The organism is Pseudomonas californiensis, assembly GCF_021147775.1.
Lineage (GTDB): Bacteria > Pseudomonadota > Gammaproteobacteria > Pseudomonadales > Pseudomonadaceae > Aquipseudomonas > Aquipseudomonas californiensis.
The window spans coordinates 381457-405850 of record NZ_JAGTPK010000001.1 but is presented as its reverse complement, the minus strand read 5'-3'; the positions used below and the strand labels follow the sequence as shown (position 1 = coordinate 405850).

Below are 24394 nucleotides of genomic sequence, written 5' to 3'. Positions count from 1 at the left end.
CCACCACTTCCATTGCCGAAGCGATTGGCTAAGATGCCCGGACCGCCAGCCCTCAACGGCGGCTCATCGATGCACAGGAGCAAGAATGTCCACTGAAGAGGAGATCGCCATTTCCGGCGGTACACCGATGATCCCCGATCAGCGCCGTGAGCTGATGCTGCGCCAGTTGCGCAAACATCAGGTGCTCAGCGTTCATCAGTTGATGGAGATGTTCGACTGCTCGCACATGACCATCCGCCGTGACATCGCCCTGCTGGAGCAGGAAGGCCGAGCCTACTCAGTGACCGGTGGCGTGCGCATTGCCAGTCAGGTGCACAGCGAGCCCAGTCATCAGTCCAAGGCCGTTGTGGAATTGCCGCAAAAGCAAGGCATGGCAAGACTGGCTGCAGGCCTGCTGCACCCGGACATGACGATCTATCTGGATGCAGGCACCAGCACTCTGGAAATCGTGCCGCACATCGTGGCGCTGTCGGGCATGACCGTGGTCACCAATGACTTCGGCGTGGTGCATGCGCTGGCTGATGCCGGGCATGTGGACGTGATTCACACCGGCGGGTTGCTTGACCACCCTAACCGCTCGAGCGTCGGCGGGCTGGCGGCCGCGACCCTGCGCCAACTGGCAACGGACGTGGCGTTCCTGTCCACCAGCTCGTGGGACTTGCAACGGGGTACCACCACGCCTTCGGCGCTGAAGGTCGAAGTCAAACAGGCTGCCATGCAATCTGCTTCACAGACCGTGCTGGTCGCAACCAGCTCCAAGTACGGCACATTCGGCATGTACAAGGTCGCGGGACTGGATCAGTTCGACACCATCATCACCGACGCCGCCCTCGCCGAAGCCGCCGCCGACGGCATCCGCAAACAACGCATCGAACTGCTGCTCGCCCCGGTGGCCGGCAAGCGCTGAGCCTGAGCCGCACCTCAGTAAGCCTTCGCGAACAAGCTCACTCCCACGAGGACACACTTCACCATCCGTAAGTGTGTGAAATCTGTGGGAGCAGCCGCGCGGCGTTCCGTTTACTGACGAAGAGGTCGGGATGCTCACTGAAAACTTCGGCTCGATATCAAAGCAAAACCACGACTAGAATCGAACAACTCAAACGCCGGCACGCCTAAAAACAAACAGCGCCTTTCCAACGCAATAGCCGCCACACCACTCAATGCGACGCAAGGTGCAGGCTGAGTGCTGGCGCTGATCGGGGGCAATCGGCAGGGATGCCGATTGAGCTGCACCGGGCCATGGATGGCCCCCCTCTAATACCCGCTCACCTTCAAAAACCTCAAAACATCCACACCCTGCATCCATGATGCCGACCCGGGTGCTTTCTCGCGCTTGATGAAAAAAGACTATCGATGTTAATTTTTGTGAAAAATAAAAATACTTCACATTTTTTATTCATTGATCCACTATCCGATTCACAGATCAGAACAATAACGCTCGATGGCCAGCCCCACAGGCATCGGCACTGACTTCAAGGATTACGGCATGAACACTAAAAATGTTGGCGTTATCGGTTTGGGTGCGATGGGTCTGGGCATTGCCCGCTCGCTGCTGCGCAGTGGTTTCAACGTGCACGCCTGTGATGTGCGCACCAGTGTCACCGAAGCGTTTGCACAAGAAGGTGGTGTTGCGTGTGAATCCCCCGCCAGCATGGCAGCTGCCTGCGACGTGATCATTACCGTCGTGGTCAATGCCGAGCAGACCGAAACCGTCCTGTTCGGTGAAAACGGCGCCATTGGCGCACTGCGCCCTGACAGCCTGGTGATTGGATGCGCGACGGTTGCACCCACCTTCGCCGTTGAACTGGGCGAGCGTCTGGCCGCACAGCACCTGCTGTACCTCGACGCCCCGATCTCTGGCGGTGCAGCCAAGGCCGCCGCTGGCCAGATGACCATGATGACCTCCGGCCCGGCTGATTCTTACGCCAAGGCCGAAGCCATCCTCAACGGCATGGCGGGCAAGGTCTACCGTCTGGGTGACGTCCACGGGCTGGGCTCGAAAGTCAAAATCATCAACCAGTTGCTGGCCGGCGTGCACATCGCTGCCAGTGCCGAAGCCATGGCGCTGGGCCTGCGTGAAGGTGTCGACGCCGACGCCCTGTACGAAGTGATCACCAACAGTGCCGGTAACTCGTGGATGTTCGAGAACCGCGTGCCGCATATTCTCAAGGCTGATTACACGCCGCTGTCGGCTGTGGATATCTTCGTCAAGGACCTGGGCCTGGTGCTGGATACCGCACGCAGCAGCAAATTCCCGCTGCCACTGTCGGCCACCGCACACCAGATGTTCATGCAGGCGTCGAGTGCCGGTTTCGGTCGTGAAGACGATTCGGCCGTGATCAAGATTTTCCCGGGCATCGAGTTGCCGAAAGCCAAGCCAGAACAGGCCTGAGGAGCGCACGATGACCCTGACTTCCTCTCGCCCGTTGCTGGGCTGCATCGCCGATGACTTCACTGGCGCAACCGACCTGGCCAACATGCTGGTACGCGGCGGCATGCGTACCGTGCAAAGCATCGGTATTCCCAGCGCCGAAACGGCAGCGGACCTGGACGCCGACGCCATCGTTATCGCCCTAAAGTCGCGCACCACGCCAGCAGCGGATGCCGTTGCCGAGTCGCTGGCGGCACTGGAGTGGCTGCGCGAGCGCGGTTGCGAACAGATTTTCTTCAAGTATTGCTCGACCTTCGACTCCACCGCGGCAGGCAACATCGGCCAGGTCAGCGACGCCCTGCTGGAGAAGCTGGGCAGCGACTTCACCGTGGCCTGCCCGGCCTTCCCGGAAAACGGCAGGACGATCTTTCGCGGCCATCTGTTCGTGCAAGACCAGTTGCTCAGCGAATCGGGCATGCAGAATCACCCGTTGACGCCAATGACCGACGCCAATCTGGTGCGCGTGCTGCAAGCCCAGACTTCCAGCAAAGTGGGCCTGCTGCGCTATGACAGCATTGCGCAAGGCGTCGAAAGCGTGCGCAACAAAATCGCTGACCTGCGTGCCGATGGCGTGCGCATGGCGATTGCCGACGCCGTATCGGATGCCGATCTGTACACCTTGGGCGAAGCCTGCGCCGACCTGCCTCTGTTGACCGGTGGCTCGGGCATGGCGCTGGGCCTGCCTGGCAATTTCCGCAAGGCGGGCAAGCTGCGCGACATCGACGCCGCGAAGCACGTTGCAGTCGGCGGCGGTGAAGTGGTGCTGGCCGGCAGTGCGTCAGTGGCCACCAACGGCCAGGTCGCAGCATGGCTGGAAAGCAATCGCCCTGCCCTGCGCATCAATCCGCTGGAGTTGGCCGCTGGCAAACCGGTGGTCGAACAAGCGCTGGCCTTCGCCAGAGATGCCGGGCAAACCGTGTTGATTTACGCAACCAGTACGCCGGATGAAGTCAAAGCCGTGCAGAAAGAACTGGGCGTCGAGCGCTCCGGTGCGATGGTGGAAGACGCGCTCGGCGAGATCGCCAAAGGCTTGCTGGACGCAGGCGTACGCCGCTTCGTTGTCGCCGGTGGCGAAACATCCGGTGCCGTGGTTCAGGCCCTGGGTGTGCAACTGCTGCAGATCGGCACGCAGATTGATCCCGGTGTACCGGCCACTTTCAGCGGCGGCGACGTCCCGCTGGCACTGGCGCTGAAATCCGGCAACTTCGGCGCGCGCGACTTCTTCGCCAAGGCCCTCAAGCAACTGGCGGGGGAAGCCTGATGATTGATGAACAGGCCCTGCGTCAGGAAATCTGTGATGTCGGTCGGCTGTTGTACGGTCGAGGTTACACCGTGGGCAGCGCGGGCAACATCAGTGCCCGCCTCGACGACGGCTGGCTGATCACGCCGACCGACGCTTGCCTGGGCCGCATGGACCCGGCCGATATCGCCAAGGTCAATCTGGCGGGCGAATGGGTGTCGGGCAGCAAGCCCTCCAAGACCCTGGCCCTGCACCGCGAAGTCTACGACCGCAACCCTGAGGTCGGCGGCGTTGTGCACACCCATTCGACGCATCTGGTGGCGCTGACGCTGGCGGGTGTGTGGCAGCAAGACGACATCCTGCCGCCTCTGACGCCGTATCAAGTCATGAAAGTTGGCCACATTCCCCTCATCCCCTATGAACGTCCGGGCTCGCCGAAAGTCGCCGAGCGCGTCGCGCAATTGGCCAACAGCGTGCGTGGCGTGATGCTCGAACGGCTGGGGCCGGTGGTCTGGGAAAGCTCGGTGGCCAAGGCCTGCTACGCCCTGGAAGAACTGGAAGAAACCGCCCGTCTGTGGCTGATGACCAACCCCAAACCCGAGCCGCTGGCAGCAGAGGCTCTGGAAGAACTGCGTCAGGTGTTCGGCGCCAAGTGGTAACTGAAACGTATTGATCGGGGGGCGTTGCACGCCTCCTGGCCAGACCCGGCCCTGCCGGAAAACAATAACAACAGGAATGAAGAGCATGAATTACCCCAACCCCGCTTTTGTCCGGATTTGCTCGCAATTACCCCTTGTCGCCCTTGATGGGAGCGCACAGGCATGACCCCTCTCATGTTGATGGTCGTGGCCGGTGCGGGCATCGCACTGCTGTTGTTCCTGGTCCTCAAGTACAAGTTTCAGCCCTTTGTCGCCCTGATGCTGGTCAGCATCATCGTGGCACTGGTCGCAGGTGTTAAGCCTGCCGATCTGGTAGCCACCATCGAAGGCGGTATGGGCAAAACGCTCGGTCACATCGCGATCATCATCGCCCTGGGCGCAATGATCGGGCGAATCATCGAACTGTCAGGCGGTGCCGAAGCGTTGGCCAAGACGCTGATCAACCGCTTCGGCAACAAGCGCACGCCGCTGGCGCTGACCGTCGCGGGTTTCATGGTCGGCATTCCGGTGTTCTTCGAAGTCGGCGTGATCATCCTGATGCCATTGGCTTATGGCGTGGCTCGTGCTGCTCGCAAACCTCTGCTGATCTTCGCGCTGCCGATGTGCGCCGCCTTGCTGGCCGTGCATGCGTTCCTGCCGCCGCACCCTGGCGCTGTCGCCGCTGCCAGCCAGTTGGGCGCTGATCTGGGCCGTGTGCTGATGCTGGGTATCCCGATTGTCGCCGTGCTGTGCATGATCGGTTATTTCGTCGCCGGCCGCATGACCCGCAAGACCTACCCGATGACCGATGACATTCGCGCCGAAGTCTACGGCCCGCACGTCACCAACGAAGACCTGGAAGCCTGGGCGCGCAACGACTACTCCAACGTCCGTGAAGCAACCGAAACCCGCGCACTGGGTGCAGAAGAAAGCGCCAGCAGCCTGGCGAGCAAACTGCCGCCAGCGCCTGCGCCGGGCTTTGGTCTGATCATCGCGCTGATCCTGCTGCCGATCGTGCTGATTCTCATGGGCACACTCGCCACCACTCTGCTGCCCGCGACGTCCACGCTGCGTGCAGTGCTGACTGTGCTGGGTGCACCGCTGGTTGCCTTGCTGATCGATACATTGCTGTGCGCCTGGCTGCTGGGTTCGCGTCGTGGCTGGAGCCGCACACAGGTGTCTGATGTGATCGGCTCGGCGTTGCCGGGCGTGGCCATGGTGATTCTGATTGCCGGCGCCGGGGGTGTTTTCGGCAAGGTGTTGGTCGATACCGGAATTGGTGCTGTGGTCTCTGAAGCGCTGCGCAATACCGGCCTGCCCGTCCTGGCGCTGGGCTTCTTGCTGACCCTGCTGCTGCGTGCGGTTCAGGGTTCGACCACCGTTGCACTGGTGACCACCGCAGGCATTCTCAGCCCGCTGATCGCCACGCTTGACCTGAGCGCCAACCATCTGGCCCTGCTGTGTCTGGCCATGGGCGGTGGCGGTCTGGCAATGTCGCACATCAACGATGCCGGTTACTGGATGTTCACCAAGCTGGCGGGCCTGAACGTCGCCGACGGCTTGCGCACCTGGACCGTACTGGTCACGCTGCTGGGCACACTGGGCTTCGTGATTACCCTGCTGCTTTGGCCATTCGTCTGACCCTTTGAAGACTGGAGTTAACATGCCTCGTTTTGCCGCCAACCTCAGCATGCTGTACCCGCAGCATGATTTTCTCGAGCGCTTCGCCGCAGCCGCAGCCGACGGTTTCGACGCGGTCGAGTACCTGTTCCCCTACGCGTACAGCCCGCAAGAACTCAAGCAGCGCTTGAGCGACAACGGGCTGGTGCAGGCGTTGTTCAACGCGCCGCCGGGTGACTGGGACGCATGCGAACGAGGCATTGCGACGCTACCGGGTCGTGAGGCGGAGTTTCGCAGCGGGATCGAACGGGCGCTGGAATACGCGCACGTGCTGGGTAATGACCGGGTTCACGTCATGGCGGGTTTGCTGCCAAACGAGGACCTGCGTCAGCGCCATCAGGCGGTCTATCTGGAGAACCTGGCGTTTGCTGCCAAACAGGCCAAAAGCGCCGGGGTCACGATTCTGATCGAGCCGATCAATACGCGCGACATGCCCGGGTTCTTCCTTAATCGTCAGGATCAGGCGCAGGAAGTCTGCAAGCTGGTAGGCGCCGATAACCTGAAAGTCCAGTTCGACTGCTACCACTGCCAGATCGTCGAGGGCGACCTGATCACCAAGTTGCGCCGCGACTTTGCAGGTATCGGCCATATTCAGATCGCCGGGGTGCCGGATCGCAACGAACCCGACCTGGGCGAGCTGAACTACGAGTACCTGTTCAAGGTGATCGACGAGCTGGGCTATCAGGGCTGGATCGGCTGCGAGTATCGCCCCAAGGGCGATACCAGCGAAGGCCTGGCCTGGTTACGCCAACTGCAATCGAAGGCGTGACCAGACGCTGCTCAAGGATCATTCAGGAAGATCGAACTGATCCTTGATGTAGCGGATTTCTGTACGGCCATGCGGCGCAGGCTGGCCGTCTTCCCCCAGATTGACGAACACAATCTTGTCGACCGTCAGGATGCTCTTGCGCGTGATCTTGTTGCGCACCTGGCACTTCAGAGTGATCGACGTGCGGCCGAATTCGGTTGCCGTGATGCCCAACTCGATGATGTCGCCCTGACGCGAGGCGCTGACGAAATTGATTTCCGAAATGTACTTGGTCACCACACGCTGATTGCCCAACTGGACGATGGCGTAGATCGCGGCCTCTTCATCGATCCAGCGCAACAGACTCCCACCGAACAACGTACCGTTGGGGTTGAGGTCTTCGGGCTTTACCCACTTGCGGGTGTGGAAATTCATATTCACTCCTGACCGTCCTGCCAATTGAGACACGCATGATGGCAGAGCCAGCGAGCCACGCCCATGCCTGTGCTCATTGTGACTCTTTATCGCCGCGATTGATCCGCCAGGACCGGGCCAGCTCCACCACGTGGGGTGTCCACCATTGACCTGCAACCGGCGCGCGCGAGCTGTAACCTTCAATGATCGTGTCCAGAGTGCGGTTGATCTCGTCGTCGGTGGTTGCTTTGAGCAACAGCTGATCGGCACGCAACAGCAGCCCGGTATTGGCAGCGGTCTGCATGAACAGATGAAGCGACGGAAAAATCACTGACTTTCTGATGTTGCCGGCGATGACACGAATCTCGCGCACGCGTTTTTCAATCAATGCAGCGTTGAGCACCGGCGATTCGACCGTTTCATTACGCATGGCTTCGAGCAATCGGACGCAGGCAGGCCTATCGAATCGATTGAGCTGCAATGCCAGCCATTGCACGTGCGCCGGGCTGACAGCCATCGTGTCCAGTTCGTCGAGCGCGCTACGGATGCCGTCAGTCATGTGCAATCGGCTGCCCGCATCGACAGCCCTTACCGCGTCCTCCAACGCTACCAAGGCATCGTCCGCCGCCGCACGCCAGGCCAGCACGCCGCTCACTGCGCTCTCCGGAGCCTTGACCCAGATGCTGCCCAGCATGTCGTCATCCATGCTCAGCAACGCCTCATCCACCGTAGCAAAAACGTAGCGCTCACGTTTTTCAGCACGCAAGACGAGGTGCTTCTCGACGGCTTGTTGCAGACGTTCCTGCAGGTGGTTCTTGATGTCTGCCGTCATGGTGAAATTAAGCGTGCCGCTCAGAGTGCTGGTGAAATCGCCCATTTCCGTACGCAACGGGACCACCACAGTCTGCTGCTCGAACGCCTTGAGGTTGAGGTTTTGCCGTTCAAGCTCCGCAGCGACCGGCGTGCCGGTCAGCCAATCGGTCAAAAGCGCCATGAAACCACCTCGGTTGCTGGCAGCCTGTTGTTGCTCGAACTGCAGGATCAGCATGTCCGAGCCAGACAGCAAGTCTGTGACCAGGCCGGGGTCCATCAACTGAGGCACCGGCGTATTGAGCAGAACGCCACCGTCCTGAAAGAAGGTCAGTTCGTCCAGTTCCTGAAACGCCAGCCCCTGCCCGGCGGGTCGTTTGAATACCACTGGCAGCGCAGCCGAAATATGAGCTGCCAGTGCGATGTCCATATCCGGCGTCAAAGCCGCACTGAACACCACCAGTTGCGGCTGCCCGCCAAACATCACCGTACCAGTGATATTCAGGCTCTTGATCTGCGGGATGTAACGACCGAGCAGCGCCAGATCGGCGAAGATCACGGCGCCGTCGGCCAACAGCCGCTCACGAACGACAAGTACTTCTGCTGGGTGTTCATCACGGATACGGCCCAGCAATGCCGCCCGCGCCGTGTCGCGAATGAGCGTCTGCAAGGGTTGTGCGTTGGACTGCACGCGCGGCAAGACGCTGAGCAGCAGGCGTGTAACGTTACCCACGGTGCCTGGCAACGCCTTGTCGGCCAAGGTCCCCGCGCTGGAAAACGCTTTCTGAATCCAGCCCGTGTTCTCGTCCGGGCTGTCGAGCAACGAGAGCAGATGAGTGTTGTCACTGAGCGCATCGAACTGGTCTGCGTCCATGCCAGAGGCAATCAACGCCGCCATGATCGCCCCCGCAGACGAGCCGTAAAGGGCATCGATGCCTTCCAGAGCGCCTTGGCGCTGCAAGGCCGTAATCGCTCCGGAATAGGCAACGCCTTTGGCGCCACCGCCACTGAGGATCAGTTTGGCGATGGGCGCAGGAGCCAGCTGGAGTTCGGTCACCCCGTTTTCATGCTCTACAAGGCTCAGCCTGCGCTGGCCAACCTGCTCGACAATGACAGTTGCCCGTCCTTCGGGCACAGGGACAGAGGATTCGAGTCCATTCGAGATATTGTTCATTACCGCTCCCTGGAAGGTCAGCCCACGCCGGGGCCATACCTGATGTGTCTGTTTTTCAAAGAAAACGACCGTTACGCCGTTCGGAACGTCGAGATTAAGCGGCGATTGGAACGATGGTGCGGTAAAAGAATATTCTTTAAAAAGGCGCTTCACAGGCGGGCAAACCGACAGAAAGCCTTGGGAAGACGCGCCAGCGCAGCTATACTGCCCTCCGATTCAAACGGCCATCCGCGCGTGATGCCGTTCCCGCCACCTGTCCGAGGGGCGCTGCAGCAGGTTTTCCCTGTCAGGCTCGGATGGGGCGTTGCTTGATCGGTTGATCCTCAACCGGCCAGCCTTAAACGCACAACGGCGCCCATTCGCATTTTTATGGAATGGAGACTCTCAATGAGTGCTGTAATCTCGCCCGCAGAATTTAACGACTACAAGGTTGCCGACATTTCCCTGGCTGCATGGGGCCGTCGCGAAACCATCATCGCCGAATCCGAAATGCCTGCCCTGATGGGCCTGCGCAGCAAGTACGCCGGTGAGCAGCCGCTCAAGGGCGCAAAAATCCTTGGCTGCATCCACATGACCATTCAGACCGCCGTGCTGATCGAAACCCTGGTTGCCCTGGGTGCCGAAGTTCGCTGGTCGTCGTGCAACATCTTCTCGACTCAGGATCAGGCCGCTGCCGCTATCGCTGCTGCCGGTATTCCTGTGTTCGCCTGGAAAGGCGAAACCGAAGAAGAGTACGAGTGGTGCATCGAGCAGACCATCCTCAAGGATGGCCAGCCCTGGGACGCCAACATGATTCTCGACGACGGCGGCGACCTGACCGAGATCATCCACAAGAAATACCCGGCGATGCTGGACAAGATCCACGGCGTCACCGAAGAAACCACCACCGGTGTTCACCGTCTGCTGGACATGCTGGCCAAGGGCGAGCTGAAAATCCCGGCCATCAACGTCAATGACTCGGTGACCAAGAGCAAGAACGACAACAAGTACGGCTGCCGTCACAGCCTGAACGACGCCATCAAGCGCGGCACCGACCATTTGCTGTCCGGTAAACAGGCATTGGTCATCGGTTACGGCGACGTGGGCAAGGGCTCGGCCCAGTCCCTGCGTCAGGAAGGCATGATCGTCAAAGTGACTGAAGTCGACCCGATCTGCGCCATGCAAGCGTGCATGGACGGTTTCGAAGTGGTTTCTCCGTTCATCGACGGCGAAAACGACGGCACCGAAGCCAGCATCGACAAGGCTCTGTTGGGCAAGATCGACCTGATCGTGACCACCACCGGTAACGTCAATGTTTGCGACGCCAACATGCTCAAAGCGCTGAAAAAACGCGCTGTGGTGTGCAACATCGGTCACTTCGACAACGAAATCGACACTGCTTTCATGCGCAAGAACTGGGCATGGGAAGAAGTGAAGCCGCAGGTTCACAAGATCCACCGTACCGGCGCTGGCGCATTTGACGCTCAGAACGACGACTACCTGATCCTGTTGGCCGAAGGCCGTCTGGTGAACCTGGGTAACGCAACCGGCCACCCAAGCCGCATCATGGACGGCTCGTTTGCCAACCAGGTACTGGCCCAGATCTTCCTGTTCGAGCAGAAGTACGCTGATCTGGCACCTGCCAGGAAAGCCGAGCGCCTGACCGTTGAAGTACTGCCGAAAAAACTCGACGAAGAAGTGGCCCTGGAAATGGTCCGCGGTTTCGGCGGCGTCGTGACCAAACTGACCAAGACTCAGGCCGACTACATCGGCGTGACCGTTGAAGGTCCGTTCAAGCCACACGCTTACCGTTACTGATTGCTTCGGACCAGCCCTGGTCCTGTGCGGAGGGCGCGGTGTTTCTGACACCGCACCCTTTCGCAACTGGCAGATGACCTGGGGGCGGACTTGTCCGCTTCCATGGCATGCGACCACCCCGTTCGCCTTCAGATGAGATCGGCCTCCATGAGCCAAGAACGTCGCTACAGCTTCGAGTTCTTTCCGACCAAGACCGACGCTGGACATGAAAAGCTGCTGACTGTTGCTCGTCAGTTGGCCACGTACAACCCGGATTTTTTCTCCTGCACCTATGGTGCCGGTGGTTCCACCCGCGACCGCACGCTCAACACCGTGTTGCAGCTGGAAAACGAAGTCAAAGTACCTGCTGCGCCGCACCTGTCGTGCGTTGGCGACAGCAAGGAAGATTTGCGCAGTCTGCTGGCCCACTATAAAGAAGCTGGCATCAAACGCATCGTAGCGCTGCGCGGCGACCTGCCTTCGGGCATGGGCATGGCCAGCGGTGAGCTGCGTCACGCCAATGACCTGGTGAAGTTCATCCGGGAAGAAACCGGCAGCCACTTCCATATAGAAGTCGCCGCTTACCCGGAAATGCACCCACAGGCCCGCAACTTCGAAGACGACCTCAAGCATTTCGTCAACAAGGCACAGGCCGGTGCCGACAGTGCGATCACCCAGTATTTCTTCAATGCCGACAGCTACTTCAACTTCGTCGAGCGCGTCGAGAAAATGGGCGTGAACATCCCGATCGTGCCGGGCATCATGCCGATCACCAACTACAGCAAGCTGGCGCGCTTCTCGGATGCCTGCGGTGCGGAAATCCCGCGCTGGATCCGCAAGCAGCTGGAAGCCTATGGCGATGACGTGCAAAGCATCCAGTCGTTTGGTGAAGAAGTGATCACGCAAATGTGCGAACGCCTTCTCCAGGGCGGCGCACCGGGTCTGCACTTTTACACATTGAATCAGGCTGAACCGAGCCTGGCGGTCTGGAACAACCTCAAACTGCCACGCTGAAGCCGCTGCAACCCTGCGATCTCTCGGGATTTTTCCGGGAGATCCAGGCGCAATACACCGTTGGGCAGCAGGAAAGCAGCGCGGCGCGCTCGCTCTGTTATACTCCAGCCTTCCCGCCAGGCTTACGCCCGGACGCTCGGTCTTGCAATCGTCACCTCGCTCACGTCAACAGCGCACTTTCCAACACGCGCAGACGTCACGAGATGCACTGAAGACCCCGCAGGACCGGACGGGATCGCGTTGTCGTTACACGCCATTCGCGCCAGGCAAGACATCCCTTGAGCTTAAGCTCCAACAGAACAGGATTACTCATGTCCTTTGCTTCCCTCGGTCTCTCCGAGGCTCTAGTTCGCGCCATCGAGGCAGCGGGCTATACCCAGCCTACTCCGGTGCAACAGCGGGCTATCCCCGCCGTGTTGCAAGGTCGTGACCTCATGGTTGCGGCACAGACAGGTACTGGTAAAACCGGCGGCTTCGCCCTCCCTATTCTGGAGCGGTTGTTTCCCAATGGTCACCCGGACAAATCCCAGCGTCACGGCCCGCGCCAACCGCGTGTACTGGTCCTGACCCCGACTCGCGAACTCGCCGCGCAAGTGCATGAAAGCTTCAAGATCTATGCCCGCGACCTGAAGTTCGTGAGTGCCTGCATCTTCGGCGGCGTCGGCATGAACCCACAGGTTCAGGCCATGTCCCGCGGTGTAGACGTACTGGTTGCCTGCCCAGGCCGCCTGCTCGACCTGTGCGGCCAAGGCAGCGTCGATCTGTCCCACGTTGAAATCCTGGTGCTCGATGAAGCAGACCGGATGCTCGACATGGGCTTCGTGCACGACGTCAAGAAAGTCCTGGCCCGCCTGCCTGCCAAGCGCCAGAACCTGCTGTTCTCGGCAACGTTCTCCAATGACATCACCGCATTGGCCGGCAAGCTGCTGCACAACCCCGAGCGCATCGAAGTCACGCCGCCGAACACCACGGTCGAGCGTATCGAGCAGCGGGTGTTCCGTCTGGCCGCCAACCACAAGCGTTCGTTGCTGGCTCACCTGATCACCGTCGGTGCCTGGGAACAGGTGCTGGTGTTCACGCGTACCAAGCACGGCGCCAACCGCCTGGCCGAGTACCTGGACAAGCATGGCCTGAGTGCCGTCGCGATCCACGGCAACAAGAGCCAGAACGCGCGTACCAAAGCACTGGCTGACTTCAAGGCTGGCGAAGTACGCATCATGGTTGCGACCGACATTGCCGCTCGCGGTCTGGATATCGACCAGTTGCCTCACGTGGTCAACTTCGAGCTGCCTAATGTCGATGAAGACTACGTGCACCGCATTGGCCGTACCGGTCGTGCCGGTCGCTCCGGCGAAGCCATTTCGCTGGTCGCGCCCGACGAAGAGAAGCTGCTCAAAAGCATCGAGCGCATGACCAAGCAGAAGATCCCGGACGGCGATCTCATGGGCTTCGACATTACGGCAGTCGAGGCTGAAAAGCCTGAAGTACGTGAGCGCCCTGATGTTCGTAACCCACGTGGCGCACGCCCGGCACGCGGTGATGGCGACAAGAACAACGGTGGTCGTCGCGACAAGGGCAAGGACAAAGGCAAGGAAAAACCGGCTGCAGCCGCCGCTGCCACTGGCGAGCGCCCTGCCCGTCAACCACGCGAAAAAAAACCTCGTGAAGGCACACCTCGCAGCGAGCAACGCTCTGCACAGGCCGCTGCACCGCGCCCTGCCTCGGATCGCGCCCCTGACGAGTTCCTGGATGACGAAGTGGATAACTTCGGTAACCGCGCCGATTACGTCAGCCCTTATCAGGGCAAAGGCCAGAACCGTGGTCGTCGCCCTGCAGCGGCACCTGGTGCAGCTTCTGGGTCGGCGCCTGCTGCTGGCGGCGCGGCACGTCCGGCCAATCCGGGTCGTACCGGTGGCGGCGCACGGACCGGTTCCGGCACTGGTGCACCCAAGCGTAATGGTGCAGGTGCAGGTGCAGGTGCAGGTTCGGCCCCTCGCTCACGCGACGGTCAGCCACGCAACCGCCGTCCGGCACGCGACGACCAGGCACCACGCGAAAGCAGCGAGGCACCCGTCGTGCGCAGCCAGCGCGATGGCCAGCCACAGCCGAAGATCGTTCACAAAGAGTCAAAGATCGACCGCTTCCCGTCGGCTGAACAACTCGACCAGTTGCCAGCCCGCCCACGCGGCGAAAAACCGGCCCTGCTGACCCGCAACCGCGACAGCTGACAGCCGCGCCACACACAAAACGCCCCGACTGGTTAGGGGCGTTTTTGTGTGCGTCAGAGATTCAGAGCTGGTGTTCTGTTTATCGCCGATTGCCGGCTGTCAGGCACTGGACTCTCGTTGTCTTCACTGACTTCTTCGTCAGCAAGCTGACTTCCATAGAGGCACGTCAGATGAAGGGCGCCCCAAAAGCTGCGCAGCTTACGATTCGCTATCGTAGCTTTCTTTTTCGCAAGACAAATAAAAACGCCGACCCAAAGGCCGGCGTTTCTTGATCAGAAGAACACTTACTTCTTCTGTACACCTTCGAAGGTGATGTCCAGATCCAGCGTCTGCGACGTTGGGCCTGGGCCTTTGATGCCGAAGTCGTTCAGGTTCAGCGTCGAAGTACCGTTGAAGCCGGCACGGTAGCCGCCCCACGGATCCTTGCCTTCGCCATTGAAGGTCGCTTTGATCACGATTGGCTTGGTCACGCCGTGCAGTGTCAGGTCACCGGTCACGTCAGCGGTTTTAGCACCGGTGGATTTAACAGCGGTCGATACGAACTTGGCCTCTGGGTATTTGGCAACGTCCAGGAAGTCCTTGCTCGAGATGTGCTTGTCGCGCTCAGCGTGGTTGGTGAACAGGCTGGCGGTTTTCAGCTCGACCGAGATCTTGCTGGCTTCAGGCTTGGCAGCGTCGAAGCTGAACTCGCCGTTCCAGTCCTTGAACGTACCGTGGATGAAGCTGTAGCCCAGGTGGCTGATCTTGAAGTCAACGAAAGCGTGCTGACCTTCTTTGTCGATAACATAATCAGCAGCCATGGCCTGGCCAGCAGACAACAGCGCGGTACCCAGAGCCAGTGCAGCAAGAGACTTCTTCAACATGCTTTTATTCCCGTTTTGGTTGAACAATCAATGACGACCCAACATACGTTTGAGGGTCACATCGCGATCGATAAAGTGATGTTTGAGTGCAGCGAGGCCATGAAGCACCGCGAAAACCACGATGAGCCACGCCAGGTAAAGGTGAATCCAGCCAGCATTTTCTGCCTGGGCAGGTAGCCCCGTAACCAATGCAGGTATTTCAAACAGGCCAAACACCGGTATACCCACACCATCAGCGGTGGAAATGAGGTAACCGGCAAACATCACGGCAAACAGCGCCACGTACAAAAACACATGGCCAAACGCTGCGCCGATGCGCGTCATCCTGCTGTAACTGGCCAGCGGTGGCGGCGCTGGGCTGAGCAGGCGCCACACCACGCGAAACAGCATCACCGCGAACAGCGTGATCCCGATGCTTTTATGCAGATCAGGACCTGCCTTGCGCCAGGTATCGTAGTAATCCAGCCCGACCATCCAGAGCCCCAGCGCGAATAAACCAAACACGACCAACGCCACGCTCCAGTGCAGTACAACGCTGACCAGACCGTATCGAGAGGATGAGTTACGTAGCTGCATTGCCGTTACCTTGTCAGAAGTGTTCCAAGACTAGCTTTTTATCTATCGAATGAAAGCGCAAAATTTCGCTTTGAAGCATCGAATAATCAGATCTATCAGAGATCGATTTCTGAGTGCTTATAGCTCTTCACGGTGCGGAACAGGCGCGTGCGCATCAGTTTTCTACAACCGGATACATCTTGCTGATGCAGCATCCCGATAAAATCAGTGCTGTAACACTTTGCCAGGACCGTCGGCCCTCGGATGCCGATGAACGGCACTCAGTTCGCCTCCCGTCTGTCAAAGAGCCGAGACAAGCCCCTAAAAAAGGGGGCTCGGTATGAACCGCCCCCCCTTTTCAGTCAGCTATTGGCCGGTCAGTTCTTGACGTCGGCCGGTGCTGCGTCGGTAGCATCCTTCGCCGGAGCCTTTTTGGCGGGCTCGGTTTTGGCCGGAGTCTTGGAGGCGGCAGCTTTCGCCGCAGCCTTTTCCTTGGCGGTCGGCTCTTTCTTCACCGGTTCCTTGGCGGTCGGCTCTTTCTTCACCGGTTCCTTGGCGTGCGGCTTTTTCGCAGGCTCTGCCTTGGTCACAGGCTTTTTCGCCGGTTCGGCCTTGACCGCTGGCTTGGCAGGCTCAACTGCCGGTGCAACCACTGGCGCAACGGGAACAGGCGCAGGCGCTGGAGCGGGCTCTGGCGCTTTCTCGGCTGGCGGCGGAGTCGGCGCAGGCGCCTCGGAACCACCAAACATCCGCGAGAAGAAGCCAGGCTTGTCGGCTTGCGGCTTGGCAGGCTCAACGGGCTTGTCGGAAGACCCGCCAAACAGGTTGCTGAAGAAATTGCCTCCGGATTTTTGCTCGACTGGCGCAGGCGCCTTGGGCGGTGCCACTTTGACAGGCTCGAAGGACTTGCCAGCCGCCAGATCCTGCACTTGGCTGGCTGCACGCTGACCACTGCGCAAGGCGCCTTCCAGCGTGCCAGGGTACAGCGTGTCAGTGTGCTCACCGGCGAAGGCTACGCGCTGAATCGGCCGTTCCCACAAGCGCCAGTACTTGCTGATCTGGCCTGGACCGAAGGCCAGGTAAGAGCCGCCGGTGGACGGATCGACGCTGTAACGACGGATTTCGTAACCGGTGTAGGCGCCACGCGCTTCAGGGTAGAACGCGTGCAGACGGATCAGCACCTGATCGACCATCTGCTTGTCGCCAAATGCCTGCATGATCCGCGCGTTGTCGCCGGACAGGTTGATCACCACGTTGGCGCCGCCTTTCAGTGCAGGCTCGACCCAGAGCATACCCAGGCCGGTGTTGCTGAACACTTCACCGGACATGCGCGCCTTGCTGTCCCAGACAGGGGTCTTGAACTTGAGCATGATCTGGTCGCGCCAGCCGTAGTTGGTGCTCTTGATCGCGCCCATGTGCTGCGCATCCAGCGCAGGGGTCATCTGGATCTTGCCCAGCGAACGCAACGGCACAGCAACGACCACATAGTCAGCTGTGTAGCTGGCTGCGCCCGCCTTTACCGTAACGTGGTCCTTGTCCTGAATGATTGTCGAGACCGGAGAGTTGGTCTTGACGGTTTTCAGTTGTTTGACGAAGGCTTGTGTCAGCACCGCGCTGCCACCAGGCAGACGCGCTGCACGCAAATCGCGCTCTTCTACCTTGCGATAGACACTGGACTGCTGAGCGAAATACAACAGCGACAGACGCGAAGGCTCGTCGTAGCGAGTACGGATCTGCTGATTGATCAACTGGCGAGCCGTTGCAGGCAAGGACAGACGATCCAGCCAGTTGGCGACGTTGATCTGGTCCAGCGCGAACAGCGTGCTGTTGGCAGCCGGGTTTTGCGGGTCATCAATGGAGCGCGCCAGATTGTCCAGCGTCTCGTTGTAACGCTTGATCGCTTCGGCCGTGGCGGGCTGTTTTGCAGCAAGGTCAGCCTGAGTGAAGTACACGCCATCAATCAGGTAGCTGGGCGTACGCACGAACTCAGGCGCAGGCACGCTGCCGATCTTGAAGGTTTCCAGATAACGGTTCAGCACCGGCTGCGCCTTGGCGTTGCCGATCCACTCGCTGCTCGCAAGACCGGAGCGCCCGCCCATGGCAGGCTTGGCCTCAAGAACTGTGACCTGCCAACCTTTGGTCTGCAGCTCGTAAGCCGCCGTCAGACCTGCCAGACCACCCCCGACCACGATCGCCGTTCGTTGTTTTTCATCGGCGAGCGTCGAAACGCTGACCAGCCCTGCCACTATCAGCGCACACGCGCGCAGCCACCCAGAAAGCATTCCGCGAACTCCGAAAAAAACATGGGGAAGGTTGGGCGAATCAGCCCGGAACATCGAATAGCGGAGCAGGATACGCCAGCCATCAAAAGGCCGCCAGCAATGTCCGTCGACCGTTAAAACTGCATCAAAGGTTGTTCCATGGCCGGGCATTGCATAGGCTTGCGCGATTGTTCGTCCTCGCACCACGCGAGTCGCTACCCGGAGATTGCAAATGGGCCTGAATGACCAGTGGATGCAACGTGACCTCAAGGTCCTGTGGCACCCCTGCACCCAGATGAAAGACCACGAAAACCTGCCATTGATACCGATCCGGCGCGGCGAAGGCGTCTGGCTGGAGGACTTCGAAGGCAAGCGGTATCTGGATGCCGTCAGCTCCTGGTGGGTGAATGTGTTCGGCCACGCCAATCCACGCATCAACCAACGGATCAAGGATCAGGTCGATCAACTGGAGCACGTCATCCTTGCAGGTTTCAGCCATCAGCCGGTGATCGAGCTGTCCGAGCGCCTGGTCAAGCTGACACCGGAAGGGCTGACGCGGTGTTTCTACGCCGATAATGGTTCGTCCTGCATCGAAGTTGCGCTGAAAATGAGCTTTCACTATTGGCTAAATCGCGGCCAGCCGGCCAAGAAACGCTTCGTCACGCTGACCAACAGCTACCACGGCGAGACCATGGCTGCGATGTCGGTGGGCGACGTTCCGCTGTTCACGGAAACTTACAAGGCGCTGTTGCTGGACACTATCAAGGTGCCAAGCCCTGACTGCTACCACCGCCCCGAAGGCATGAGCTGGGAAGAACACTCGCGCAACCTGTTCGCCGCCATGGAACAGACCCTTGCCGAACACCACTCAACAGTCGCCGCAGTGATCATCGAGCCGCTGATTCAGGGCGCGGGCGGCATGCGCATGTATCACCCCATTTATCTCAAGCTGCTGCGCGAAGCCTGCGACCGCTATGGCGTGCACCTGATCCACGATGAAATTGCCGTGGGCTTTGGTCGGACCGGCACCATGTTCGCCTGCGAGCAGGCTGGCATCCGCCCTGACTTCCTGTGTTTGTCGAAGGCGTTGACTGGCGGTTATCTGCCGTTGGCAGCCTGCCTGACCACTGATGACGTTTACGAAGCCTTTTACGACGATTACTCCACGCTGCGTGCGTTCCTGCACTCGCACAGCTATACGGGCAACCCGCTGGCCTGTGCCGCTGCGCTGGCCACGCTGGATATCTTCGAGCAGGACAACGTCATCGAGAACAACAAGGCGCTGGCACAACGCATGGCAACGGCCACCGCCCATCTGGCGGACCATCCGCATGTGGCCGAGGTGCGTCAGACCGGCATGGCCATCGCCATCGAGATGGTGCAGGACAAGGCGACCAAAACCGCTTACCCGTGGCAGGAACGCCGCGGCATGAAGGTTTTCCAGCATGCACTGGAGCGCGGTGCACTGCTGCGGCCACTGGGCAGCGTGGTGTACTTCCTGCCGCCGTATGTGATCACCCCGGAGCAGATCGACTTTTTGGCCGAAGTGGCCAGCGACGGCATTGATATCGCGACGCGCACCAGCATCAGCGTTGCGGTACGCGAGAACTTCCACACCGACTTCCGGGATCCGGGCTAGCCCTGACCCAACGACCGCCCGACCATCATCTTCGCAAGCATGCTCAACCCGGTGCTCGCGAAGTCGTCCTGAAGACCACATCACGTACAGCTACCGAGACACACCATGAGACTGTCCCGCTTTTTTACCGACACGCCGCTGAGTCTGGGCGAACACGAACTGCCTGAAGCCCAGGCGCATTACATCAGTCGCGTGCTGCGCATGTCCAAAGGCGATGCTCTGCAGCTGTTCGATGGCTCGGGCACGGAGTTTCGCGGCACACTGCTTGAAGTCGGCAAAAAGCGCGTGCGGGTGCAACTGGGCGAAAGCTTCGCCGGGCAGGTCGAGTCCGGCTTGCACATCCATCTTGGTCAGGGCTTGTCTCGAGGTGAGCGAATGGACTGGGCCATTCAAAAGGCCACGGAACTGGGCGTCAGCGAAATCACGCCCATCGTCAGCGAACGCTGTGAGGTGCGACTCAAGGACGAACGCGCCGAAAAGCGGCAGGCACATTGGCAACAGATCGCAATCAGCGCCTGCGAGCAATGCGGGCGCTCCGTGGTACCCGTCATACATCCGCCTATGCCATTGGCTGACTGGATCAAGCAAACCGAGGCTGATCTCAAACTGGTGCTGCACCCTGTGGCAGAACCGCTGACCAGCCACGCCAAACCCGCCAGCCTCGCGTTTCTGATTGGTCCGGAAGGTGGTTTGAATGACGCAGAGGTGGACCAGGCTCAGAGCGCAGGCTTTCACGCCGCCCGCCTTGGCCCGCGCGTACTGCGTACTGAAACCGCACCGGTGGTGGCGCTGAGCGTGGCTCAACAGTTGTGGGGCGATTTCTGACGCTGAAGTGATGCCCACCTTGCGCGGGCACCCACTCGCATCACTTGCCTGGCAGGGAGTTATCCGCGCTGTGCGTTCTTCATGGAGATCTGATCATTGAGGGTCCAGAAGTCGTACAGGATACCTACCAGAAACAGCCCGCCGGTCAGCAGGTAGATAACCCCTGTGATCCACTTGCCCTGGTACATGCGGTGCACGCCAAACAGGCCAAGAAAGGTCAACAATACCCACGCCACGCTGTAATCAGTTGATCCGGGCGTGAAGCGCAAATCGGCCTGGCGGTCCATCGAAGGAATCAGGAACAGGTCGATCAGCCAGCCGATACCGAACAGACCGAACGTGAAGAACCAGATCGTGCCAGTCACGGGCTTGCCGTAGTAAAAACGGTGCGCCCCGAGAAAACCCAGAATCCACAGCAGATAACCCATGACCTTGCTGTGTGTGTCAGAACGATAGGCGTTCATTTGGAGCCTCTTCAAGCTGATAGAAAAAAATAAGTAACACTTTTGTGACTTCTGTTGTCTCTTCCGACGTATGGCACACGACCCTTTATGGGGCACTCAAACCCTTGTCAGCAAAGGGATTAACGCGAAAAGAGAAAGAGTCTCTCGCACAAAACGTAATGCTGCCAGTGTGATCCACTCGACAAATGGGGTCAGGTTTTTCGAAAAAGCTGTTATAAAGTTGCGCGCTGACCACTATGAGCCCTGCCGAATGCGTCCTTTTTTCAAGACATGGCTAACCATTTGCCTATTTATGCCACTGGCCGCCCACGCCACCAATCGTGAGCAACAGCTTCCTGCGAGCTTCTCGGGCTACACCGCCAAGAGCCACCTTTCGCCGACCATCGCGACTCGCAATGCACCCCAGGAAGCAGCTTCAGTCCCTCTCAAGATTCACAACGGCCGCGCTGTTCAGACGCCGGCACCCCGAAAGAATTCCAAGGCTGCTGGCGCTCAAGCGTCCGTTGCCGGTAATGCCAAACAAGGCAACGCCGTTGTAAAACGTGCGCTGCAGGCCGTTGGCACCCCGTACCGCTGGGGCGGTACAACACCGGGTAAAGGTCTGGATTGCAGTGGGCTGGTCAAGTACGCCTTCAGTGACGTGCGTGAAGTCGATCTGCCCCGCACCTCCAACGCCATGGCGCAGGGTCACGGCCAGACAGTGGATCGCAAGGACCTGAAACCGGGTGATCTGCTGTTCTTCAACATCAAGAGCCGCAACATCAATCACGTTGCCATTTATCTGGGCAACTACCGCTTTGTACACGCGCCGCGTCTTGGCAAGGCTGTAACGGTCGATACCTTGAAGAAGCCGTACTGGAACAGCCATTACAAAGTCGCCAAGCGCGTTCTGCCAAAACAGCAGAATCAAATGCGCGTCGTGCAACGCTGATCCTGACAGGCCTGCCTTCTGCGCAGGCCTGCTCCCCTCTTCAACACCGATTCAAGCCAGTGCCGATCAGAAGTTGTCCGGCACCTTGGCCTTCTCTCGTGCGCTTTCGCGGGTAATCAGGCCTTTCTTCACCAGGTCAGCCAAACACATATCCAACGTCTGCATGCCCAGCGAACCACCGGTTTGAATCGCCGAGTACATCTGCGCCACCTTGTCCTCACGGATCAGGTTACGGATCGCAGGAGTGCCCATCATGATCTCGTGAGCTGCCACCCGCCCGCCGCCGACTTTCTTGAGCAGCGACTGCGACACCACGGCGTGCAACGACTCCGAGAGCATCGAGCGAATCATGGATTTTTCCTGAGCAGGGAATACGTCAACCACACGGTCGATGGTTTTGGCCGCCGATGTCGTGTGCAAGGTGCCAAACACCAGGTGACCCGTTTCCGCCGCCGTCAATGCCAGGCGAATGGTTTCCAGGTCACGCAGCTCGCCGACCAGAATCACGTCCGGGTCTTCACGCAGGGCCGAGCGCAATGCCTCCGAAAAACCGAGCGTATCGCGATGCACCTCACGCTGGTTGACCAGGCACTTTTTGGACTCATGCACAAATTCGATAGGATCTTCGATGGTCAGAATATGGTGATGCTTGTTGCAGTTCAGGTAGTCGATCATCGCCGCCAGAGTCGTCGACTTGCCTGAACCGGTCGGGCCGGTGACCAGAACAAGGCCCCGTGGCACATCGGTGATCTTTCGAAAAATACTGCCCATGCCCAGATCTTCCATGTTCAGGATTTTCGAAGGAATGGTTCGAAACACCGCGCCCGCGCCACGATTCTGGTTGAACGCATTGACGCGGAAACGCGCGACACCGGGTACTTCAAACGAAAAGTCTGTTTCCAGATATTCCTCGAAATCCTGACGCTGCTTGTCGTTCATGATGTCGTAGATCAGCGCTTTGACTTCTTTCGCATCAAGCGGTGGCAGGTTGATCCGCCGCACATCACCGTCGACCCGAATCATCGGCGGCAGGCCTGCAGAGAGGTGCAAATCCGACGCGCCTTGTTTGGCACTGAAGGCCAGCAGCTCGGTAATATCCATACAGCTCCTCAATCACATAGAATGCCGCAGACTTTAGCCTTGCTGGCGCAAATCAATGTCTACGATAGCAGCGAACATTTCAACGCTCGAACAGCGAATTCGTACGGCGGCCCTCGCGGCGCACCGTGATCCGGCTTCGGTTGGCCTGCTGGCGGTGAGTAAAACCAAGCCTGCGAGCGATCTGAGGGAAGCTCACGCCGCCGGGCTCCGCGATTTTGGCGAGAACTATTTGCAGGAAGCGCTGAGTAAACAGGTCGAATTGGCAGACCTGCCCTTGTGCTGGCACTTCATCGGCCCCATTCAATCGAACAAGACGCGCGCTATCGCCGAAAACTTCTCCTGGGTGCACTCCGTGGATCGCCTCAAGATCGCTCAACGCCTTTCCGAGCAACGCCCTGAAGGCCTCGAGCCGCTCAACCTGTGCATTCAGGTCAACGTCAGCGGCGAGGCCAGCAAGTCTGGCTGTACGCCGCAAGACCTGCCGCAGCTGGCGGCGGCCGTCATGGCGTTGCCGAGAGTGAAACTGCGCGGCCTGATGGCGATTCCCGAGCCCACAGAGGACCCGGCGGCGCAGGCTGCGGCCTTCGCGACCGTACGGACCTTGCAGGAAAGCCTGAACCTTGAGCTCGACACACTTTCCATGGGCATGAGCCACGACCTGGAAGCCGCCATTGCACAAGGCGCAACCTGGGTGCGGATAGGCACTGCCCTCTTTGGCGCCCGCGACTACGGTCAGCCATAACCCCTACAAGGAACCTATTCATGAGCAAGACCCGTATTGCCTTCATCGGCGCCGGTAACATGGCGGCCAGCCTGATCGGCGGCCTGCGCGCTCAAGGTATCGAGGCGTCGTCGCTCTGTGCCAGCGCGCCCGGCGCCGAGACCCGTGAACGCGTCACGACTGAACATGGCATTGAGGTATTCGCCGACAACGCACAGGCGGTCAAAGGCGCTGACGTCGTTGTCCTGGCAGTCAAGCCACAGATGATGAAAACCGTGGCTCAGGCACTCAAGCCAAGCCTTGAAACTCATCAATTGATCGTCTCGGTAGCCGCTGGCATCACCTGCGCCAGCCTGACAGATTGGCTGGGCGAACGGCCCGTGGTGCGCTGCATGCCAAACACGCCATCGTTGCTGCGCCAAGGCGCCAGTGGTTTGTACGCCACCGACAAAGTAACGGCTGCACAACGTGAGCAAGCCGAGCAACTGGCATCGGCAGTCGGCATCGCGGTCTGGGTCGAGCAGGAACAGCAGATGAATGCGGTCACTGCCGTGTCTGGCAGCGGGCCTGCGTACTTTTTCCTGATGATGGAAGCGATGACCGCAGCAGGCGTGAAACTGGGCCTGCCGGAAGACATCGCCAAAAAACTCACCCTGCAAACAGCGCTGGGCGCTGCATTGATCGCTACCGGAAGCGAGGTCGACGCTGCCGAGTTGCGCCGCCGCGTGTCCTCGCCCGGCGGAACCACTGAAGCCGCCATCAAGGCGTTTCAGGCGGGTCATTTTGAAGCGTTGGTTGAGACGGCGTTAAGCGCCGCGGACCACCGCTCGGCAGAGTTGGCCGAACAACTGGGCAAATAATTTTTCAGGTCTTTTGGAGCA

At 59.6% G+C, this 24394-nt stretch carries 22 protein-coding genes and 1 riboswitch; of the genes, 14 read left to right on the top strand and 8 right to left on the bottom strand.

Annotation, left to right across the window (positions count from 1 at the left end):
• The first annotated feature begins 85 nt into the window (after positions 1-85).
• Positions 86-907 carry a DeoR/GlpR family DNA-binding transcription regulator gene (locus KDX37_RS01940; protein ID WP_231650957.1) on the top strand — a complete coding sequence of 274 codons (822 nt, stop codon included), beginning with the start codon at positions 86-88 and terminating at the stop codon, positions 905-907.
• 189 nt (positions 908-1096) lie between these two features.
• Here KDX37_RS01940 and KDX37_RS01935 read toward each other — a convergent pair whose 3' ends face one another.
• A complete protein-coding gene (locus tag KDX37_RS01935) occupies positions 1097-1387 on the bottom strand; it encodes a hypothetical protein (RefSeq protein WP_231650956.1) in 291 nt (96 codons plus the stop codon).
• A 99-nt stretch (positions 1388-1486) separates the two neighbouring features.
• Here KDX37_RS01935 and ltnD point away from each other — a divergent pair, with 99 nt between their 5' ends.
• From ltnD to otnI, 5 genes are all read left to right on the top strand, one after another.
• Positions 1487-2392, top strand: a complete 906-nt coding sequence (gene ltnD, locus KDX37_RS01930; RefSeq protein ID WP_231650954.1) for an L-threonate dehydrogenase — start codon at positions 1487-1489, stop codon at positions 2390-2392.
• A gap of 10 nt (positions 2393-2402) precedes the next feature.
• Complete coding sequence (gene otnK / locus KDX37_RS01925) at positions 2403-3692, top strand: 3-oxo-tetronate kinase (RefSeq protein ID WP_231650952.1); 1290 nt, start codon at positions 2403-2405, stop codon at positions 3690-3692.
• Positions 3692-4330, top strand: coding sequence for a 3-oxo-tetronate 4-phosphate decarboxylase (gene otnC / locus KDX37_RS01920; RefSeq protein WP_231650951.1), 639 nt, complete (start codon positions 3692-3694; stop codon positions 4328-4330). Before otnK ends, otnC begins: the two co-directional genes overlap by 1 nt.
• A 162-nt stretch (positions 4331-4492) precedes the next feature.
• Positions 4493-5950, top strand: coding sequence for a GntT/GntP/DsdX family permease (locus tag KDX37_RS01915; protein WP_231650950.1), 1458 nt, complete (start codon positions 4493-4495; stop codon positions 5948-5950).
• Positions 5951-5972: 22 nt separating this feature from the next.
• Positions 5973-6758: a 2-oxo-tetronate isomerase gene (gene otnI / locus KDX37_RS01910; protein ID WP_231650949.1), complete on the top strand. Its 786-nt coding sequence runs from the start codon at positions 5973-5975 to the stop codon at positions 6756-6758.
• Between the two features lie 18 nt (positions 6759-6776).
• Here the strand turns inward: otnI and KDX37_RS01905 are convergent, their stop codons facing one another.
• Positions 6777-7172, bottom strand: coding sequence for an acyl-CoA thioesterase (locus KDX37_RS01905; protein ID WP_319941631.1), 396 nt, complete (start codon positions 7170-7172; stop codon positions 6777-6779).
• A 73-nt stretch (positions 7173-7245) separates the two neighbouring features.
• The gene (locus KDX37_RS01900; protein ID WP_231650947.1) at positions 7246-9135 is read right to left on the bottom strand and encodes a patatin-like phospholipase family protein; all 1890 of its coding nucleotides are present in this window, start codon (positions 9133-9135) and stop codon (positions 7246-7248) included.
• 253 nt (positions 9136-9388) lie between these two features.
• Positions 9389-9499, top strand: a riboswitch (S-adenosyl-L-homocysteine riboswitch).
• Between the two features lie 23 nt (positions 9500-9522).
• On the opposite strand from KDX37_RS01900, the gene ahcY reads away from it, so the two are divergent.
• From ahcY to KDX37_RS01885, 3 genes are all read left to right on the top strand, one after another.
• Complete coding sequence (ahcY, locus tag KDX37_RS01895) at positions 9523-10932, top strand: adenosylhomocysteinase (protein WP_231650945.1); 1410 nt, start codon at positions 9523-9525, stop codon at positions 10930-10932.
• Positions 10933-11079: 147 nt separating this feature from the next.
• Positions 11080-11925, top strand: a complete 846-nt coding sequence (gene metF, locus KDX37_RS01890) for a methylenetetrahydrofolate reductase [NAD(P)H] (protein WP_231650943.1) — start codon at positions 11080-11082, stop codon at positions 11923-11925.
• Between the two features lie 311 nt (positions 11926-12236).
• Positions 12237-14153, top strand: a complete 1917-nt coding sequence (locus KDX37_RS01885) for a DEAD/DEAH box helicase (RefSeq protein WP_231650941.1) — start codon at positions 12237-12239, stop codon at positions 14151-14153.
• 284 nt (positions 14154-14437) lie between these two features.
• Here KDX37_RS01885 and KDX37_RS01880 read toward each other — a convergent pair whose 3' ends face one another.
• The 3 genes from KDX37_RS01880 to KDX37_RS01870 all read right to left on the bottom strand — a co-directional run bounded on the left by KDX37_RS01880 (position 14438) and on the right by KDX37_RS01870 (position 17853).
• Positions 14438-15016: a YceI family protein gene (locus KDX37_RS01880; protein WP_231650939.1), complete on the bottom strand. Its 579-nt coding sequence runs from the start codon at positions 15014-15016 to the stop codon at positions 14438-14440.
• A gap of 27 nt (positions 15017-15043) precedes the next feature.
• Positions 15044-15592 carry a cytochrome b gene (locus KDX37_RS01875; protein WP_231650938.1) on the bottom strand — a complete coding sequence of 183 codons (549 nt, stop codon included), beginning with the start codon at positions 15590-15592 and terminating at the stop codon, positions 15044-15046.
• Between the two features lie 356 nt (positions 15593-15948).
• Positions 15949-17853, bottom strand: coding sequence for a flavin monoamine oxidase family protein (locus KDX37_RS01870; RefSeq protein ID WP_231650936.1), 1905 nt, complete (start codon positions 17851-17853; stop codon positions 15949-15951).
• Positions 17854-18064: 211 nt separating this feature from the next.
• Between KDX37_RS01870 and KDX37_RS01865 the strand changes: the two genes are divergently transcribed.
• A complete protein-coding gene (locus KDX37_RS01865) occupies positions 18065-19471 on the top strand; it encodes an adenosylmethionine--8-amino-7-oxononanoate transaminase (RefSeq protein ID WP_231650935.1) in 1407 nt (468 codons plus the stop codon).
• A gap of 105 nt (positions 19472-19576) precedes the next feature.
• Positions 19577-20296, top strand: a complete 720-nt coding sequence (locus KDX37_RS01860) for a 16S rRNA (uracil(1498)-N(3))-methyltransferase (protein WP_231650934.1) — start codon at positions 19577-19579, stop codon at positions 20294-20296.
• A gap of 59 nt (positions 20297-20355) precedes the next feature.
• Here the strand turns inward: KDX37_RS01860 and KDX37_RS01855 are convergent, their stop codons facing one another.
• The gene (locus tag KDX37_RS01855) at positions 20356-20760 is read right to left on the bottom strand and encodes an NINE protein (RefSeq protein WP_231650933.1); all 405 of its coding nucleotides are present in this window, start codon (positions 20758-20760) and stop codon (positions 20356-20358) included.
• A gap of 250 nt (positions 20761-21010) precedes the next feature.
• Here KDX37_RS01855 and KDX37_RS01850 point away from each other — a divergent pair, with 250 nt between their 5' ends.
• On the top strand, positions 21011-21691 hold the full coding sequence (locus tag KDX37_RS01850) for a C40 family peptidase (protein WP_231650932.1): 681 nt from the start codon (positions 21011-21013) through the stop codon (positions 21689-21691).
• Positions 21692-21757: 66 nt separating this feature from the next.
• Here the strand turns inward: KDX37_RS01850 and KDX37_RS01845 are convergent, their stop codons facing one another.
• Positions 21758-22792 (bottom strand): type IV pilus twitching motility protein PilT, encoded by a 1035-nt coding sequence (locus KDX37_RS01845; RefSeq protein WP_231650931.1) that lies wholly within the window; start codon positions 22790-22792, stop codon positions 21758-21760.
• Positions 22793-22847: 55 nt separating this feature from the next.
• On the opposite strand from KDX37_RS01845, the gene KDX37_RS01840 reads away from it, so the two are divergent.
• A complete protein-coding gene (locus KDX37_RS01840; RefSeq protein ID WP_231650930.1) occupies positions 22848-23534 on the top strand; it encodes a YggS family pyridoxal phosphate-dependent enzyme in 687 nt (228 codons plus the stop codon).
• A gap of 20 nt (positions 23535-23554) precedes the next feature.
• Positions 23555-24373: a pyrroline-5-carboxylate reductase gene (gene proC, locus KDX37_RS01835; protein ID WP_231650929.1), complete on the top strand. Its 819-nt coding sequence runs from the start codon at positions 23555-23557 to the stop codon at positions 24371-24373.
• Positions 24374-24394: the final 21 nt, after the last annotated feature.